The sequence below is a fragment of the Pseudomonas sp. R4-84 genome (assembly GCF_054130985.1).
Genome location: NZ_CP096390.1, coordinates 2,779,928 through 2,796,730 on the forward strand (window position 1 = coordinate 2,779,928; position 16,803 = coordinate 2,796,730).

The window sequence follows — 16,803 nt, forward strand, 5'->3', positions numbered from 1 at the left end:
GTGCTCAGAGCGCACGGCGGTCAGCGGCAGACAGGGCGATATCACGTTGGTAGATATCCGGGATATACACCGCCCGGCCCTGGCTGTCCGCTTGCACTGTCCAATAGCCCAGCAGGATCGGCACGGGCTTGGCCAGCCTGAATTCATGGGTCAGCTCGCTTGCCAGCAGCGTGTCGGTCCGCTTGCGTTCGGCCGGGGTTACGAGCAAGTCCCGCATGTGCATGACCTGCTCGATGCGCACACAGCCAGAGCTGAAGGCCCGCGGGCCTTTGCTGAACAAAGCCTGGCTGGGCGTGTCGTGCAGGTACACGGAAAACGGGTTGGGAAAGCGCACGACCAGTTTGCCCAAGGGATTCTTCGAGCCGGCATCCTGGCGCAGCATGAGATCGCCGGGGTGCTCCCAGTCGATACTCTCCGCTGCCACCGGCAAGCCGTCCCGATCGAGCACGCGCAGATTGTGCCGAGTGAGAAATTCCGGGTCGCGACGGATTTCGGGCAGTTTGTCCTCGCGCATGATGGTCGGCGGGATCGTCCAGGTGGGGTTCAGCGTCAGGCGGGTGATACGCGATTTGATCAGCGGCGTCTGGCGTTCGGCACGCCCCACCTGGGTGCGGGTTTGCCACACTGGAGCGCCGCCCTGGTAAACCGTCAGTTGCGCCGCCGCCACGTTGACCAGCACGCTGTCCGGCTCCAGGTCCTGGGCCAACCAACGCATGCGCTCCAGGTTGATGCGCAACTGCTCGCGACGCATGGCCGGGCTGATGTTGAGCTCGGAGACGGTCCAGGGGCCCACTACCCCATCCGCTTGTAGCGAATGGTCAAGTTGGAAATTCTTCATCGCGTCCACGAGGCTCGGGCTGTAATGCTCATCGGCATCGAGTGGCGGCACGCTCAGGTAGCCTTCGTTGAACAAGCGCCGGGCGAGTGCCGGGACGCGGGCGTCGCGCTTGTCGGGCTGCAAAAGCGGACCGCCGGGCACCGATTGCCAGTCCGCCAGGGGTTGCTGCCGCTGCCGGGCGTAAAGCTCGCGCAGGTTGCGATAGAGCGTCAGGCTCGGCCGAGCCAGTTCGAAAGCCTCTACCGGATTGTGCAGGCCCGCGATGGCGAAGTGCAGCACCATGGATCGACGATCCGGCAATTGCGGATTGGCTTTCCAGATCGGCTCCAGGCGGTTCTGTGGCAGATAACCGAAGCGCAAATCATGCAGGGCTTGCAGGTAGCGTTGGCTGATGGCGATGTCGGTACACGCCGCATTCGAATAGGCGCCCTGGCCCGGTAGGCTGTAGCGGGCCGGATCCATTCCATCATCCGCCAGTTGTTGCAATTGGATTTGTAGCGCCTGTAACCGCTCATCGTCCATCCAGATCGCCTGGCCTGCGTTTTGCTGGTACAGGGACTGCAAGCTCATGACTGTCGGAAAATCAACGCTTGCAGCCAACTCAGGGCAGTTGACCGACAGCTGCGCCAGCGTGGTTTGCGCCTGCCCCGGATCGCCGTCATCGGCCGTAGCGACCAATGGCGCAACGAGCAATAAAAGGCTCAGGTAACATGCGGGCTTTTTAAACAACTGCTTTACTCCAATCCATGGCCGTCTCGTTGACGGTGAATTTTGCGACAGGTACGATCCGCCATCATGCAGACAAACGAAACCGGACGGGATGCCGCAAACGAACGCCACCATAAGCTGTTTTCGCCTGTATCGGCCTACTTGCGCCGACTTTGCCTGGTCATGACCAGCCTGGGCGTCGTGTGCAGCCCCGCGCTGGCCGAAAAGCCCAAGACCCAGCCTCTTTACAACAGCCTCGCCCACGCCGCGCCGGAACTCAATCCCCAGGCGCTGAAAAGTGCCCTGAGTGCGATGCAGTGCGCAGTTGCCAACGGCGCTGGACAGGCCCGCCACCTGGCGGTGATCGACTATTCGCAACCGTCCACGGCCCGCCGGCTATGGATTTTCGACCTGCGCCAGAAAAAGCTGGTGCTGCGCGACCTGGTGGCCCACGGGCAGAAATCCGGGGAAAACTTCGCCACGCAGTTCTCCAATCGCCTGGGCAGTTATCAGTCCAGCCTCGGGTTGTTCCGTACCCAGGAAAGCTACCAGGGCGCCCATGGCTACTCCCTGCGCATGGACGGCCTCGAACCCGGTTTCAACGACTTGGCCCGGGACCGGGCGATCGTGATCCACGCCGCCGATTATGTGAATCCGCTGTGGAGCGCGCGCCAGGGTCGCATCGGCCGCAGCCTCGGCTGCCCCGCCGTACGCCCGCAAGTGGCGCGCCAGGTGATCGACAAGCTCAAGGGTGGGCAATTCATGTTTTCCTGGTACCCCGACCCGGCGTGGCTCAAGCGTTCGGCCTATATCAATTGCCAGCCGCAACAGGTGGCGAGCATCCTGGCGACCAGCGGCGGCTAGCAGCAGCCCCAATCGTGTGAGCGTTTCGCACTCAAGCGCGAGCAAGCTTGCTCGCCACAGGGATTGCACCCGGTTCGCCGGTGGTTAAAATGCCGGCCTTTCGAGTCGCTGGCGTTTTTTCTGATGAATCCTCAAGCCCTTCAAACATTGCAGAGCCACTTGTCGACGGCGCTGGGATCGGTGCCCGACGAAACCCGTCGCCTATTCCACGGTCGCGGGCGCTGCTGGCCAGGGCTGGAGCAAATCACTGTCGACTGGCTGCAAGGCGTGGTGCTGGTTTCGCTGTTCAAGGAGCCCGCTCCAACGCAACTGGATGACTTGTTCACCATGCTGCGCGCCCTCGCCGCCTCGCCCGCCTGGCAACACAGCGGCGCCCATACCCTCGCCGTGCAGTATCGATACCTGCCCGACAGTCTCACCCAGTGGCTGGTAGGCGAACCGATCGATGAATGGACCCTGACCGAAGGCGGCCTGCGCTACCGAATCGATCTGGGAAGGAAGCAGAACAACGGCCTGTTCCTCGACATGCGCTACGGGCGCGACTGGGTGCGGGCCAATGCCTCTGGCAAGCGGGTGCTGAACCTCTTCGCCTACACCTGCGGTTTTTCGGTAGCGGCCATTGCCGGCGGTGCGCACCACGTGGTCAACCTGGACATGTCCCGCGCGGCCTTGAGCCGTGGACGCGACAATCACCGGTTGAATGGCCATGACCTGGGCCAGGTCAGTTTCCTCGGCCACGACTTGTTCAAGTCCTGGGGCAAGGTCATCAGCAACGGGCCGTACGACCTTGTCATCATCGATCCACCCACTTTCCAGAAAGGCAGCTTTCTGCTGACTAAGGACTATCAGCGTGTACTGCGCCGCCTGCCGGAACTGTTGACGCCTGCCGGAACCGTCCTGGCTTGCAGCAACGATCCGGCCACCGGCCCGGACTTCCTCATCGACGGTGTCATGCGCGAAGCGCCGGGGCTGTTATTTGCAGAGCGGCTGGCCAATCCCCCGGAGTTTCCAGACGCTGACCCGGCCTGTGGCCTCAAGGCCCTGGTGTTCAGGCGACAGGCCTCAGGCAAGGGTATGGACGCTATTGAGGCCGCAACGGCCACCATGGATCGACCAGATCGGTAGTCACGCGACGAACCAGGGCGTCGATCTCCCGAGTCCTCACCGAGCGGTAGATCGCCATGGTGCGCCGGAACTGATCATCATTGAGTGCCACCGGCTGGCCAGCAGTCCACTCCACATCGTTCACGGCCTCCAGGTTCGCTCGGCGCCAAACCATCTGGCCATCCACCGGAGCGTGCTCCCAGGCACTCGGTAGATCGGCGGCTGGATGCCTGAGGTTGTCCAGCAGCGCTTGCGGCCAGCCGGCCGGGTCCACCGGTTCGCTGAAGGCATCCGACAGCTTCTCGTCCACGCTTTCCCAAATGGCCGCTCCTTCAGTCCAGTCCCGGGACATCAGGCCAAGGTATGGCCGCCAAGTGGTTTCCCCTACGTGAGCGACTTGATCAGCATCGTTGAAAATGTCCTGGGCCGTGCAAAGCCAGTCGATGAACGCCTCCCGGCTCATCAGTGCGGCACGCTCGGCAACAGTGAGCGGCCTGAGCGATAGCGAGTAATTCCAGAAGTCGTATTGAATTCTCATGAAACTGGCAAAAGGCACGGGTTCATTCAAAAGGCGGGCGCGCTGTACCGTAATGAACATGGATATGTGTACTTCAAGCTCTGACAAATCAGGCGATACCCTGTCCAGGATGCGCTGCTGCAAGCGGCTGCGCAGCGCTGCCAGTTGTGGATCAAAGTCTGTCAGTCGGCTCGGAAGCTCGGCATAGATGTCCTCGAAATTCGTGTAATGCTGGAGCACGGCGGCTCCCCTGGAACGAGCATTGGACGGCAGCCCCGGGTCGGCACTGTTGATATCGCTGGTCATCCGGACTGAAAACCAGTCAATGAAACGCCTGTTCCCGGGCTCATCGCGCGCCGCCTCCAGGGAGCCTCGAAAAGAGTCAAAGCCCTCCAACCAATCATCGGCCGTGTAGCGAAAGGCCTCCGGTCGCAAGACGCGAAGCGCTTGGATCTGGGCGCTCGGCAACGGATTGTTCTGAAGGAGTATTGCCAGCACATCAGGTGTTGGCTCACCGCCCAATAGAGGCAGCAGGTCATCCTGGATATTGCTGATCCGATTATTCATGAGGTCGAGGGTGATATGCGCGGCGGATGGATTGGACAGCATCGCCAGGGCCGCCGGGGGCACCGTATCGAGCCCGGTATTGGCCAGTCCCAGGTCCCGCAACAGTCTGAGCTCGGGCAGGCTTGGCAGATGGGTGCAATTGTTGCCGTTCAAGGCGAGCTCCTCCAGCCCGGTCGCCGTGCGCAGGAATGCGCTGCCTTCCTCATCGAGCCTCAGGCCACAGCGCGACAGGTTCAAGATGCGCAGCTCCGGCAAGGCGGCGATGGCTCGCAGCTGCTCGGGAGTGAAATGCAGATTATCAGCCCATACCAGGTCCTGCAGCGAAGGCAGCTCGGCGAGGCGACCGATGGCCTCGACCGTGGCGGCACTCATCGACGGCCCTACCCCACTGCTGACTCCCGACAGGTTCAGGATATGCAGGTTGCTCGCCGAATCGCCGCCAAGCAGAGGTACGAAGACATCGGCGGTCATCAACAAGGGATTGTCCTTCATTGACAACTCCAGCAGCCCGCGCAACTCGCCGGCAGCCACGGGTATCGTATTCAGCTGGTTGCCCCGCAGGTGCAAGGTATCGATGTTGGGAAACAACCGGAGGAAATCAGATGGGTCCTCATCCAGGCTCAGATTCGTCAACATCAACTCTTCGATGTGCTCGAAATTTGCGCTGATGGTCGGTAATCGGCCGAGGTAGTGCCCCGACAGCTTCAACCGCACCTCGCTCCCCTCCTGGCCCGGAATCGGGGTGCGTCGCCAGGCACGGCGGATTTCCCCGCCGACGATCCTGCGCTGCTCGGCCCGCGCCTGCGGGTCGAGCAGGTTTTCGGCGGGGTGATGCACGTCTCCATGGGATTCCCAGTGATGCAGCTCTTGGTCAAGTGCCGTCCACTGGGCTTGCAGCCGGTCGACATACACCTCCAGCGTCGTGCCCGCCCGCCTCGCCTGCTGGCTCAGATCCAGCCGAAGCTGAACCATGGCATCACCGGCATGACCGGGATAAAGCTGTTCGATCCGATGGTCCAGGCCGTTGCGCCACGCCGATAGAGGAAGGCGTCCACGCCCGCTGAGCGGGTAACCCATGCGGCCGTTGAGCGATTGCAGGCCGGGCCCGTCATCACCGATGCGCTTCATCTGCAGGAAACCACGGAGTGCCTGCCGATCATCCAAGGCCTGGTCGAGCAAACGGGTGCGCAGCTTCGTCGCTTCCCATATATCCAGGCCGAGCGCCTTGCGCGCGTCATCGGGCATGGCCCTGAGCAGCGCTTCCTCCAACGGGAGAGGGCCCGCCAGTTCTTCACCTTGTTCATCGAAAGGCTGGTATCGCTCACCTTCCTGGCGGATGGTCTTCATCGGCCCTTCTCCTTCCAGCTCAAGCGGAGTTCGGAGTTCCCGCGACCACAGGCGAAGGTGCAAACGCCCCTTGGCCAGCGGCGACTGGTCGAGCAGGCCCATGACCAGGCGATCCCGGTCACCGGTGCTTTCACCGCGTTCCAACGCGCCCAGCGCGCGGGTCAGGCGCAACTCACGCAACGCTTCGGCGCATTGGTCACCCAAGTCCCCGGCCACACGCCCTTGGACCAAGCGCAACCGTTCAACCCCCGTCGTTTGACGGGCAAGCTCGTTGGCGATGGACTCCGGCATACCGGGAAAAGCACGCTTGATCGGCGCGGCCAACGGATCCAGCTCGACACCGCGACGCATGCCATCGGTCACCCGTGCCGCGTTGCGCTCCAACAGGTCGGCCCAGCGGTCCCCCAACAGCCGACTACGCTCTGCTGGGCGCAGGCCGATGCTGCGTTGCCCGAGTATCTCGGTCTGTTCTTCCCTGCCCAAATTCGAGAGCAAATAGTTGGCCCAGGCATCGCTCTGCAAATCTGTGCTGGTCAATCGGATAAACCGCACGTCGCCCGCACGCCCAATGGGGTAGACCCTGACGCCATCGTCGTAGCGCAGCGTGGCGCCTCTCGGCCAGCCTGGAAGATCGACAAGGGTCTGGACGATCCGAAAGTGCGCGCCCCCCATCGACTCATTGCGGCGCAGTCGCGCGACGGCCTGTTTCAGGTCCTGCCAGTTCCTCGCGTCATCCAGACTGTCGGCGAGTATTGCCGGCAATGGCTGGCCCTCGACCTGCAAATAGCGTAGATGTTCCTCGTTGATACCTGTCTGGCGCTGCAATGAGAGGATTGTCTGGTCATCCAGCTCGGAGGGTGTTTCGGCGAAGGATCGCAGCAGCTCCAGGTTGCCCTGCCGCATCGGATCGCGATGGGCCCACTGCCAACCACGGGCACGGTTCCACTTCAGGGGCGGTCGGATACCACGATGGTCGGCAGGCAAGCGCAGGTCGAGCGCGTCGCCGGCTCCCTGGACTTCGAAGTAGTCATCGTCGATTCGAACCCAGGCCTGCTCCGGTGTGCGCCAGACGCCCCACGCGTCCTGTTCGGCTTCTGCCGGCGGCACGCCTTGCGCCCGGAAACTACGTACATCGCCGTTCCACAAGCGCGTGCTACCGTCATGGGCGGACATCGGCTCGAGGGTCCCGCCCACGAATCCCAGATAGGCACCTTGGGCGATCCCGAACAAGACATTGAAGATATGGTCGATGCCCTCCTGGGCCTGGCCTTCGTTGAACGCCTGGATGCCTTCAAAAATCTCATACACCATCTGCGCGCCCCCGACCGCCGCCGCGGTCATGCCAACCGGTGCGTAGAAGGGGAACAGCATGGCCGTGACCATCAACGCACGCTCGGCAAGGCTTTCCCAGTAGGCAAACCGCGCCATCCGCGCCTGCCAGTCCTTCTCCTCGGTGGGCACCATCAGCGTAGCCGCGTTGGCCAATACATGGCCGCGCCACTCGCGATAGCAAGCGGGCCAAGGCTGCTCGCGCAGATCACCCAGGCCCCAGGCAACCTTTGGCATCGGCACCCGGATGCGTTCCCGCGTCCCGTCCTCGCCCCGCTCACCCTCGCGCCAGCCGGTGATGCGGCCGTAGATCTCCTGCATCACGTTAGGGTGGGCATCCACCCGCCATTCCACCTGATCGTGCAACGCGGTCCCCAACGAGGCCTGCAAGCGCAACGGGAAGTAATGCATCAGGCTCTGGCGATAACTGCGTTTACGTACCCGTTCGATCAGCTCGGCAGACATGGCTTGCAGGCTTTTGAATTGCTTGAGGGGAGCCACCGCATCATGGGGCATGTGCAGGACGACTGGCCGAACGCCTTCGGCGTTGCCTTGCACGCCCCAGTAAACCCGTGCACCGAACAACGGCACCGACAGCAGCTCAAGGGACTTGACCTCGCAAGCCAGCGGCACGGCAGGTCGCTCTTCCAGGTGCACACCAACGTGGGCCAGCATCCGCTCGCCGGTTTCATCCAGGCGCCCGTCCAGCTTCGCTTCATAGGCATCGTAGGCGAGACGGCTGCGTGCATAGCTCATGTAGACATGCGCAATGGCGGGGACTTCGGCGCCGAGGTGCGGCAACCTGCTTTCGAGCACCTGTCGGTAAGCCCCGCCTGCGTTAATCCGGCGGCAAAGACGCGCAAATTCGGCGGGTGACATGGGCAATGCCGCGGTATTTGATCGTTCTTCGGCGCCCAGGAACTCCAGGCTGCGACCTTGAATGTAGAGCACGCCGTCCTTATCGAAGTCGCTGCCTGTCACAGCATCGGCGGGCGGGAAATTTTGCATCGCGGCTTTCACCACCGTCAGGGCGGGGTCACGGATGTAGTGGGTGCGACTCACCCTTGCCCTGCGCACCGCATCGACAGCCGTGCCAAAGCCGTTTACAGCAATCCAGCGTTGTATCTGTGGCTCGGCTTGCAGCAGGTTGGTTGCGAAAACCGCTGGTTTCGGCAGGTCGGCAACCAACGCGTTGAGTGCGTCGCTGTCGCTCTGTAACTGCTTCATGAGGGCTTTCAAGCGCGTCTGATGAGGCCGGGCGGCTCGCTTCAACCAGCCGGGCAGCTTGGCCTCGATGATGGCGACATGAGTTTGAATGGACATGATGGACCTCCTTCCTTGGGGTCGTTCGAGCGTTCGAAGTGGTGAGCACGCTCAGCTCAGGGTTGGGCGATGCTGTCGAAATCGGACGCTTTTTGAAACCGGCGAAGCGTTGCAAGGGGTTGCGAGACTGGGGCGCGGGCACGCGGCTAATCGCACCCGGCGCCTGGGTGCGTGCAGCGAACCCGTTGCCCCTTCGCGTCAGGCCGCCATCTAAGCGGCTCTCGACTAGACAACCAACGTCAACCACGCCGAGACCAGCAGCAACACCGCCATGGCCCGATTGAAGCGGCCCATCGCAACGGCGGAACGGCAAAACCTCGCCGCGCCACGCCCCAAGCAGGCCCAGGCAGTCATGCAGGGGATCGAAATCGCGAAGAACGCGAGGGACAGCCACAGCACCCGCGCCGTACGGTCGGCCTCGGACCCGGCGAACACGCTGACCACCGCCAACGCCATCATCCAGGTCTTGGGATTCACCAGCTGCAACCCGGCGGCGCCCGCCAGGCCGAGTCGGGGCCCGTCCACAGGTCGGTCCGGGTCGATGGCTTCAGCCGGTGCGCTGTAGATCTGCCAAGCCATCCAGCTGAGCCAGGCGATGCCGGCCCATGACAGCGCCGTTTGAACCATGCCATGCCGGGCCAGCACGTCCCCCAGCCCGGTGCCCACCAATAGCACCAACATGGCGGCGGCTGCGCAAGCGCCGAGGATTATCGGCCAAGTGGTCGCCAGGCCGTAGCGTGAGCTGTGGCTCAGTACGAGGATATTGGTCGGGCCCGGCGTGATGGAGGCGACGAAGGCAAACAAGGCAAACGGCAGTAATTGGTCCATGGAGCGACTTCTCATTGGTGATCGTAGAGCTGATCATCCCGATGCCGCCGTATTGAGTCTGGAACAATTGAGCAGCGCTTGCGCTAGTCCACCGGGCTCAGTGCATTACTGTAAAAACCGACCCGCGAAGCTAGTCGAGGAACCCTGTTACCGGACGCACATGGCAATGCCAAGTTACATACTTTGATCGTGCAATATCTCGCCGCAAAATTGACAGCACGCTAAACAACCAACCCTGACTACTTCATTTATATTCCTGTCCGCACACATCATATTTTCTGCGGGGAGTAATACTTTGACTAACATCAAGCGCCATCTTCGAGGCACGTGGATCTCGACAGTAATCAATCTCGACTGGCCATCAAAAAACTCCCTCTCGCTTGTTGATCCTCAGGCACGCATCAACCAACAAAAGAACGAACTCAAAAACCTGCTGGACGAGGCAGTCAAGCTGCGGCTCAATGCGGTGTTCTTTCAGGTCAAACCGGCTTGCGATGCCTTCTACCGTTCGCAAGTACTGCCTTGGTCGGCCTATCTTACTGGCACTTTGGGCCAGCATCCCGGTTACGATCCATTGCAGTTCGCCATTGAGCAGGCACACCTGCGCAACTTGGAGCTGCACGCATGGTTCAACCCATACAGAGTGTCCATGAATACAAGACAAAGCACTGTCGAGGCGCTGAGTAACGTGCCCCCCGCCTCGCCCGTCAGTGTTTACTCGTCGAATCCTGACTGGGTCCGCATCGCCGCGCAGCGATTCGTGCTGGACCCAGGGGTTCCAGAGGCAAGGGATTGGGTTATTCAAGGCATCATGGAAGTGGTCGACAACTACGACATCGATGGCGTTCACCTCGATGATTATTTCTATTACGAAACGCCAGACTCGCCACTTGATGATGCGGACACTTTCGCAAAATATGGTAATGCCTTTCAAGACAAAGGCGATTGGCGCCGAAATAATATTACCGAGATGATAGCCCTGCTTTCCAGGCGAATACGAGCCTCGAAATCACATGTCAAGTTCGGTGTCAGTCCCGCAGGAGTATGGCGCAACCAAAGAGACGATATAGAGGGGTCGGATACCACGGCCGGCAGTCCCACCTACGATAAGCAGTTCGCCGATACGAGACAGTGGGTATTGGATGAACTGCTCGACTATATCGCGCCTCAAGTGTATTGGCCGCTGACGCGCAGAATAGTGCAGTACGACATTATTTCGAACTGGTGGGCAAGTGTCGTTCGCGGCAAAAGTGTGCATCTATATATCGGCATGGCACTCTATAAAGTAGGAGTCGCCAGCAGTGCGGAACCACAGTGGCTCGTGGAAAATGGCACGACTGAAATCGGTAACCAACTCCTGTGGAACCTCACATCGGAGGGCGTTCACGGAAGTGTTCTTTTTCGAGCGTCATTCTTCCATGCCCCGGCGGTGCTACCCGCGACAGGTGTGATCAATCAAAGTATATGGCCAACCCTGGCGCTCGTTCCTTCCATGCCGTGGAAAGGCACAAAGCCCCCCGCCCCACCCATAGAGCCGGAATGCCGCACGGCGTCGCAAGGGGTTGAACTTCGATGGGTGGATGGAAATGACGAGGGGACCGTGTACTACGCGATTTACAGATTCGCGTGCAATCAGTCAGTCATGATCGACAATCCTGAAAATCTGATCGCTACGGTGCGCAGCGCGGGAACACAACAGTGTTGGGTGGATACGTCACCGTCGAGTTCCGAGGGGATGATGTATGCCGTGACAGCACTTGATCGCTACCACAATGAAAGCGCCATGGCGCTCGCCCGTTGGAGCGCCCTTGTACCGCAACAAAGCGAATGAACCGGTTCATTGGTTCCGGAGTGCTCGCTTGCGATAGTCCGCCGGGCTCATGCGATAGGCACGCTGGAACCAACGGCCGAGGTGGCTCTGGTCGGCAAAACCGAGCATCGCAGCCACCGCCACGGCGCTTTCGCCACGAGCCAGCAGACGTCGCGCCCGAGCCAGGCGCAGCTGGATCAGGTAAGCATGGGGCGCCAGGCCGAAAGCGGTTTTGAACGCGCGGCTCAGGCGAAAGCGATCCACACCGGTGGCCCGCGCGAGGTCGTCGAGGCCGATGTCCTCGCTCAAATGACTGTGCAGGTAGTCGCGGGCCTGCTGCGCCACCAGCGGCAAGCGCGGGTCGGGATTGATCCGCGCGCGCCAGTGCAGGTGTTGGGTGAGGTTGGACAGCAGCATGTCGAGGGCGGTTTGGCGCACGATCAGGATGTCCTGTTCATGCAAGCTCTGGAAAGCCGTGGCGGTGGCGCGCGCCAGTTGTGCGTCGTCGTTGAGGGTTGCGGCGAAGCCCAGGCGGGCGTTGTCCGGCGCTTCTTCGAACAGCGAGCGCAGTTCGCGCTCCAGCCATTGCGGTTCGAGATACAACGTGCGGTAGGTGAAACCGTGTTCGTGAGGGGCGTTACCGTCATGCAGTTCGCCGGGCTCGAGCAGGAACACTTTGCCCGGCGTGCTGGTGTGTTGTTGTCGGCGACAATGGAACTGCTGCACGCCCTGCTCCGTCACGCCCACCAGGTAGGCGTCGTGCCAATGCGGATCGTAGGCATGCCCCTCGAAATGCGCGCGCACGGTCTCGATGCCGGACGTGGCGTCCTGCTTGAGATCGATCCAGTTGCGCGCTGTCATGTTTCTTTCCGTCTAGTCGATGTGCTCCGGCAGATTAACGGCTGCTCGGGCCTCTGTCTGGAAGATTTGTGCAGATCGAGGGGAAATAGCATCACGCATCGGGCGTGATTACCGGCAGCACCGTCTCCACCGCCAACCGCGCCAGCTCCGCATCTTCCTCGGCCTTCACACCGGAAACTCCGATGGCGCCGATGCATTGGCCGTCATGGCGGATCGTCACGCCGCCCTCGAGCATGCCCTGCAAGTGCGGCGCGCTCAGGAAGGCCAGGCGGCCGCCGTTGATCATGTCCTCGAAGGCTTTGCTGTCACGCCGTCCCATGGCGGCGGTGCGGGCTTTTTCGGTGGCGATGTAGGTCGACAAGGGCGACGCGCCGTCCAGACGCAGCAGCCCGAGGGGATGTCCGCCATCGTCCACCACACACACCGACACCGCCCATTGGCGCTGGTGAGCAAGCTCCTTGGCCGCCACCAGTAGTTGTGCAACGTCCTGTTCCGTGAGTACCGCTTTGGTTTTCATGAATCACCCCGAGTTATGGAACATGAGGCCTGCTGGCCAGCGCCTACAGGCCGTAGACAATGCGCTGATTATTCACCGTAGATATCGAAATCGAAATATTTTTGGCGAATCCGATCGTACGTGCCATTGGCGCGAATGGTTGCCAGGGCCCGGTTGAAGCGGCTCGCCAGCGGATCGTTTTTGCGCACCGCGATACCGATGCCCGTGCCGAAGTATTGTTCTTCGACGAAATTGGGTCCGACAAATTCAAAATCCTTGCCTTCCGGCCGCTTGAGCAAGCTTTCGTCGATGACGACCGAACTGGCCATCGTCGCGTCCAGACGGCCGCCCAGCAGGTCGAGGAAGATCTCGTTCTGCGAACCGTAGCGGATGACTTCGGCGCCGGCCGGGGCAAGCTTGTCGGTGACGTAGCGATCGAAGTTGGTCGCCCGTTGCACGCCGATTCGTTTGCCCTTGAGCTGCGCGGGAATCGCGTTGATGCCGCTGCCCTTGCGAAACACCAGGCGAGCCGGGATTCGGTAGTAACGGTCGGTAAAGTCGACCGATTTCATCCGCTCCGGCGTGATCGACATGGAGGAAATCACCGCGTCGACTTTCTTCACTTTGAGCGCCGGGATCAAGCCATCGAACTCCTGCTCTTTCCATTCACAACGGACCTTCATCTCGGCGCACAAGGCCTGGCCGATATCGTAGTCGAAACCCACGATGGCGTTGTCCGGGGTTTTAGAGGCGAACGGTGGATAGGCCGCTTCGATGCCGATGCGCAACGAAGTCTGCGCGGCCTGCAGGTTGGCGCCGAACGCCAGCAACGAGACGATGCCCAGGTTAAGTGCAATGCGTTTGATGTTCATTCATTAGCTCCGGATGCGATGTTATTGATTTCGGACGCTCCGGGGGAAGCCGTCCGTTATGGCAGCAGCAACGTGAACAAGCGCGGGCGACGGCTCTGGTGGTCGTCTTGCCCGGGGACGGCAGCACAGCGGTCCGGCGGTGCTACACCGCCGCGGTGACGATCAGTTCCAGCAGGATCTGCGGGTCATCGAACACCACCTGTGCGGTGGCCCGCGCCGGGGTATGCGCGGCCTCGACCCAATCACTCCACAGCGCATTCATCGCGGCGAAATCGCGCCCCATGTCTTTCATCCAGATTTGCACGCTGAGCAGCCGACGTTTATCGCTACCCGACGCGGCGAGCAGTTCATCGACCCGTTGCAGCACCTGGCGGGTCTGGCCCTCGATGTCCTGGCTACAGTCGGCGGCGACGATGCCGCTGAGCCAGGCCACGCCGTTGTGCACGACGCTACGGCTCAGGCGCGGGTTGCTTTCGATACGTTGGATGGTCATGACAGTTGCTCCAATGAGTGGCTTTCGCCGGCCAGTTGGGCCAGCGTGATGGGTTTGAGGGGCGCACGGATGCGGTAGTCGCCGACCTCGGCGGGTGAAACCCGGCGATGGGCGGCGATGATCTGCGTGACAGTCAAGCCACACTGGCGGCCCTGGCACGGGCCCATGCCGCAGCGGCCGAAGGCCTTGGTCTGGTTGGGCCCCAGGCAGCCGAGGTCGACATGACGGCGGATATCACCGGCGCTGACTTCTTCGCAGCGGCACACCGTGACGTCATCGGCGGGAACGCAGCTCTGCGTCGATGGGCGATAAAGGGCATCGATCAATGGCCGCGCCGCACGGGCGCGGCGTAATGCCTTCTGGACGCGACGCGCGGGCTCCTGACATCCGGCCACGGCCAGCGCCGCCAACCGCCCTTCGAGTCGCGCCACCTGGGCGCCGCCGATGCCACCGCCGTCACCGGCAATGAAGATGCCAGGAGCACTGGTTTCGCCAAAGCCATTGCGGCGCGGGACCCAGCACAGCTGCGACTCGCTCCAATCATGTTCCAGGCGCAGCGACCGGCTGACCTGCGTATGAGGGACCACGCCCTGGTGCAACAAAATCAGCTCGGCACCTACCTGGTGATGCCGCCCGCCACTGTCGAAACTCAACGCCCTGGCACGATCCTCGCCCTCGATGCGCAAATGAGCGGCACCGCGAAAATGGCGGATACCGGCACGCTTCAATTCAGCCAGTAACCCCGCCCCCTTGAGCAAGTCACGCCAACCACGGAGCGCCCCGGGTATCTCACGCCAGGCCTTGATGAGATCGCGCCGATGGCTGGTATCGACCAGCGCGTCGATGACGATCCCGGCCCGCAGGTACTGCACTGCCAGCAGGTACAACAGCGGACCACAACCTGCCAGGACCACGGGCCCGGCCGGAACCATCGCCGCGCTCTTGAGCAAGATCTGCCCCGCGCCGGCGGTCATCACCCCGGGCAAGGTCCAGCCGGGAATCGGCATCGGCCGTTCGAGGGCGCCGGTGGCAATCAGCAGATGGCGCCCCTGCAAGACTCGCGCACGGCCGTCGATCAGGTAATGAACCGCGCGCTGCGGTGTGACTTGCCAGATTGCCGCGTTGGGCAAATAGCGGGCTCCACACTGCATGAATTCCGCCGCCAATCCAGCGCCCACGCGGTAATCCTCACCCAGGACCGCGCGGCTGCGGGCATCGGCGTGAAGGACCTGGCGATAGATCTGCCCGCCGGGGCTGGCCTGTTCGTCCAGTACCACCACTGACAATCCACGGGACCGGGCTTCGAGCGCCGCGCTCATGCCGGCAGGTCCGGCGCCGATGATGACCATGTCGATCGCGACGTTACTCATCGCTTTGCTCCCGGCCCGTTACCAGGCTGGCGGCGCCACATTGACGGCGCACGCGCATGCCGGCGCGCACGGCAACCAGGCAGGATTGGACGTTGGCCTGGTCATCCACCTGCACCAGGCATTCGAAGCACACGCCCATCATGCAATACGGCGCCCCGGGCCTGCCGTTGATGGCGCTTTCGCGGGTATGGCGGACGCCGCTGGCGAGCAAGGCGGCCGCCAGCGAGACATTCCCCGGCACGCTCAACGGTTGGCCTTCGAATTCGATCAACACATTGTGCTGCGCAGCGGCCAAAGGTCTGAAAAGGCTGTCAGCCAGCATGGCGTACCTCCACGGATGAGCTAAAGCGGTGCAAGCCGAATGGCTTCACGGCCGGGTCATCGAATTCACCGGCAATCCACGGGGCCAGGCGCAGGGCATGAGCGGCGGCCAACGTCACACCACTGTGGCAACTGACGACCGACAGCCCGGGGCAGCCCTGGGGCATTTCGTAGATGGGGAACCCGTCCGCGCTCATCACCCGCAACGCGCCCCAGGCACGCACCAGCCGCACGTCACCCAACAGTGGAAAACACTGCACCGCGCGCCTCGCGATAGCGGCCATGACCTGGCTACCGGTGCCATCGTCGAAACCTGCCGATTCATGGGAATCGCCCAATTGCACGGTGCCCTCGTCGGTCTGACGCACGTAAGTGGTGGGGTAATCGAGAAAGGGCTTGAGGCGCTCGGTCACCAGGATCTGCCCTCGGTTCGGTTGCACGGGCACATCCAGACCAACCATTTCACCCAAGCTCCGATTGCCCAGGCCGGCGGCCAGGACAACCTGCCGGGCCGACCAGTGCTGGTCGCCGGCACGTAGCCGAAAACCACTGGCATCGGGTTCGATTGCATCGACGTGATGACCATTGATCAACGTTACGCCCCGGGCCTGGCATGCGGCGTAGAGCGAACGCAACAGTTTCAACGGATTCACATGACCGTCCATGGGCGAGAAGCAACCGCCCACCACGTCTGGCCCGATGCCGGGCAGACGGCTGCGCAGTTGTGCCGGTGCCAGCAGTTCGTAGGGGTAATCGCCGTCAAGGGCTTCGCGCAACCAGCCAAGGCGCGCGGCCTCCTCGGCCATTTCCGCGTCGCTCAGGCACAGTTGGAAACCGCCCTGCTGGCGCAGGTGGATATCGATGCCGGTATCGGCCTGCAACGCAGCGGCGAAGCGTGGCCACAGCGCCACGGACTCACGGGTCCATTGCGCATAAGGACTCATCCCAAAACCCTTGCCCTGGACCCAGAGCAAACCGAAGTTGCCCCGGGCGGCGCGTATGGCATCGTCGCCCTCGTCGAGCACACTCACCTGGCGTCCGAGCAGGGCCAGGCCATAAGCGATGGACATACCTACCAACCCACCGCCGACGATGATGACATCAGTTTTTTGCATGGCAGCTCTTTACCGTGGAGGTGCTTCTTGCAGGGGTCAC

Annotated in this window: 13 protein-coding genes; 3 read left to right on the forward strand and 10 right to left on the reverse strand. The window is 62.0% G+C overall.

What is annotated here, in order from left to right; all coding sequences use genetic code 11:
* Positions 1-4: 4 nt before the first annotated feature.
* Entirely contained in the window at positions 5-1,567 is a 1,563-nt protein-coding gene (locus tag M1D68_RS12675; RefSeq protein WP_457970630.1) for a L,D-transpeptidase family protein, read from the reverse strand.
* 162 nt (positions 1,568-1,729) lie between these two features.
* Here M1D68_RS12675 and M1D68_RS12680 point away from each other — a divergent pair, with 162 nt between their 5' ends.
* A complete protein-coding gene (locus tag M1D68_RS12680) occupies positions 1,730-2,410 on the forward strand; it encodes a murein L,D-transpeptidase catalytic domain family protein (protein WP_457970715.1) in 681 nt (226 codons plus the stop codon).
* A 123-nt stretch (positions 2,411-2,533) separates the two neighbouring features.
* Entirely contained in the window at positions 2,534-3,535 is a 1,002-nt protein-coding gene (locus tag M1D68_RS12685; RefSeq protein ID WP_457970632.1) for a class I SAM-dependent methyltransferase, read from the forward strand.
* Here M1D68_RS12685 and M1D68_RS12690 read toward each other — a convergent pair.
* Together M1D68_RS12690 and M1D68_RS12695 are read right to left on the reverse strand one after the other, a co-directional pair.
* Positions 3,492-8,597, reverse strand: a complete 5,106-nt coding sequence (locus tag M1D68_RS12690) for a dermonecrotic toxin domain-containing protein (RefSeq protein WP_457970634.1) — start codon at positions 8,595-8,597, stop codon at positions 3,492-3,494. The two genes, M1D68_RS12685 and M1D68_RS12690, sit on opposite strands and share 44 nt — an antisense overlap.
* Positions 8,598-8,822: 225 nt before the next feature.
* A complete protein-coding gene (locus M1D68_RS12695) occupies positions 8,823-9,425 on the reverse strand; it encodes a LysE family translocator (RefSeq protein WP_434558842.1) in 603 nt (200 codons plus the stop codon).
* Positions 9,426-9,720: 295 nt separating this feature from the next.
* On the opposite strand from M1D68_RS12695, the gene M1D68_RS12700 reads away from it, so the two are divergent.
* Positions 9,721-11,256, forward strand: coding sequence for a family 10 glycosylhydrolase (locus M1D68_RS12700; protein ID WP_457970636.1), 1,536 nt, complete (start codon positions 9,721-9,723; stop codon positions 11,254-11,256).
* A gap of 6 nt (positions 11,257-11,262) precedes the next feature.
* On the opposite strand, the gene M1D68_RS12705 is transcribed toward M1D68_RS12700, so the two are convergent.
* The 7 genes from M1D68_RS12705 to M1D68_RS12735 form a co-directional block, all read right to left on the reverse strand.
* Complete coding sequence (locus M1D68_RS12705) at positions 11,263-12,096, reverse strand: AraC family transcriptional regulator (protein ID WP_420763917.1); 834 nt, start codon at positions 12,094-12,096, stop codon at positions 11,263-11,265.
* A 91-nt stretch (positions 12,097-12,187) separates the two neighbouring features.
* Positions 12,188-12,613 carry a GlcG/HbpS family heme-binding protein gene (locus M1D68_RS12710; RefSeq protein WP_420763916.1) on the reverse strand — a complete coding sequence of 142 codons (426 nt, stop codon included), beginning with the start codon at positions 12,611-12,613 and terminating at the stop codon, positions 12,188-12,190.
* Between the two features lie 68 nt (positions 12,614-12,681).
* On the reverse strand, positions 12,682-13,464 hold the full coding sequence (locus M1D68_RS12715; RefSeq protein WP_420763915.1) for an ABC transporter substrate-binding protein: 783 nt from the start codon (positions 13,462-13,464) through the stop codon (positions 12,682-12,684).
* A gap of 142 nt (positions 13,465-13,606) precedes the next feature.
* Positions 13,607-13,957, reverse strand: a complete 351-nt coding sequence (locus M1D68_RS12720; RefSeq protein WP_434558848.1) for a RidA family protein — start codon at positions 13,955-13,957, stop codon at positions 13,607-13,609.
* The gene (locus M1D68_RS12725; protein WP_445571983.1) at positions 13,954-15,327 is read right to left on the reverse strand and encodes an FAD-dependent oxidoreductase; all 1,374 of its coding nucleotides are present in this window, start codon (positions 15,325-15,327) and stop codon (positions 13,954-13,956) included. The genes M1D68_RS12720 and M1D68_RS12725 overlap by 4 nt, the downstream gene beginning before the upstream one ends.
* Positions 15,320-15,649 carry a (2Fe-2S)-binding protein gene (locus M1D68_RS12730; RefSeq protein ID WP_420763912.1) on the reverse strand — a complete coding sequence of 110 codons (330 nt, stop codon included), beginning with the start codon at positions 15,647-15,649 and terminating at the stop codon, positions 15,320-15,322. The genes M1D68_RS12725 and M1D68_RS12730 overlap by 8 nt, the downstream gene beginning before the upstream one ends.
* Positions 15,639-16,763, reverse strand: coding sequence for an NAD(P)/FAD-dependent oxidoreductase (locus M1D68_RS12735; protein WP_434558852.1), 1,125 nt, complete (start codon positions 16,761-16,763; stop codon positions 15,639-15,641). Before M1D68_RS12735 ends, M1D68_RS12730 begins: the two co-directional genes overlap by 11 nt.
* Between the last annotated feature and the right edge of the window lie 40 nt (positions 16,764-16,803).

Coding starts and splice junctions, on each gene's coding strand:
- M1D68_RS12680 (WP_457970715.1), top strand. CDS start 1,730: ATGACCAGCCTGGGCGTCGTGTGCAGCCCCGCGCTGGCCGAAAAGCCC.
- M1D68_RS12685 (WP_457970632.1), top strand. CDS start 2,534: ATGAATCCTCAAGCCCTTCAAACATTGCAGAGCCACTTGTCGACGGCG.
- M1D68_RS12690 (WP_457970634.1), bottom strand. CDS start 8,597: ATGTCCATTCAAACTCATGTCGCCATCATCGAGGCCAAGCTGCCCGGC.
- M1D68_RS12695 (WP_434558842.1), bottom strand. CDS start 9,425: ATGGACCAATTACTGCCGTTTGCCTTGTTTGCCTTCGTCGCCTCCATC.
- M1D68_RS12705 (WP_420763917.1), bottom strand. CDS start 12,096: ATGACAGCGCGCAACTGGATCGATCTCAAGCAGGACGCCACGTCCGGC.
- M1D68_RS12710 (WP_420763916.1), bottom strand. CDS start 12,613: ATGAAAACCAAAGCGGTACTCACGGAACAGGACGTTGCACAACTACTG.
- M1D68_RS12715 (WP_420763915.1), bottom strand. CDS start 13,464: ATGAACATCAAACGCATTGCACTTAACCTGGGCATCGTCTCGTTGCTG.
- M1D68_RS12720 (WP_434558848.1), bottom strand. CDS start 13,957: ATGACCATCCAACGTATCGAAAGCAACCCGCGCCTGAGCCGTAGCGTC.
- M1D68_RS12725 (WP_445571983.1), bottom strand. CDS start 15,327: ATGAGTAACGTCGCGATCGACATGGTCATCATCGGCGCCGGACCTGCC.
- M1D68_RS12730 (WP_420763912.1), bottom strand. CDS start 15,649: ATGCTGGCTGACAGCCTTTTCAGACCTTTGGCCGCTGCGCAGCACAAT.
- M1D68_RS12735 (WP_434558852.1), bottom strand. CDS start 16,763: ATGCAAAAAACTGATGTCATCATCGTCGGCGGTGGGTTGGTAGGTATG.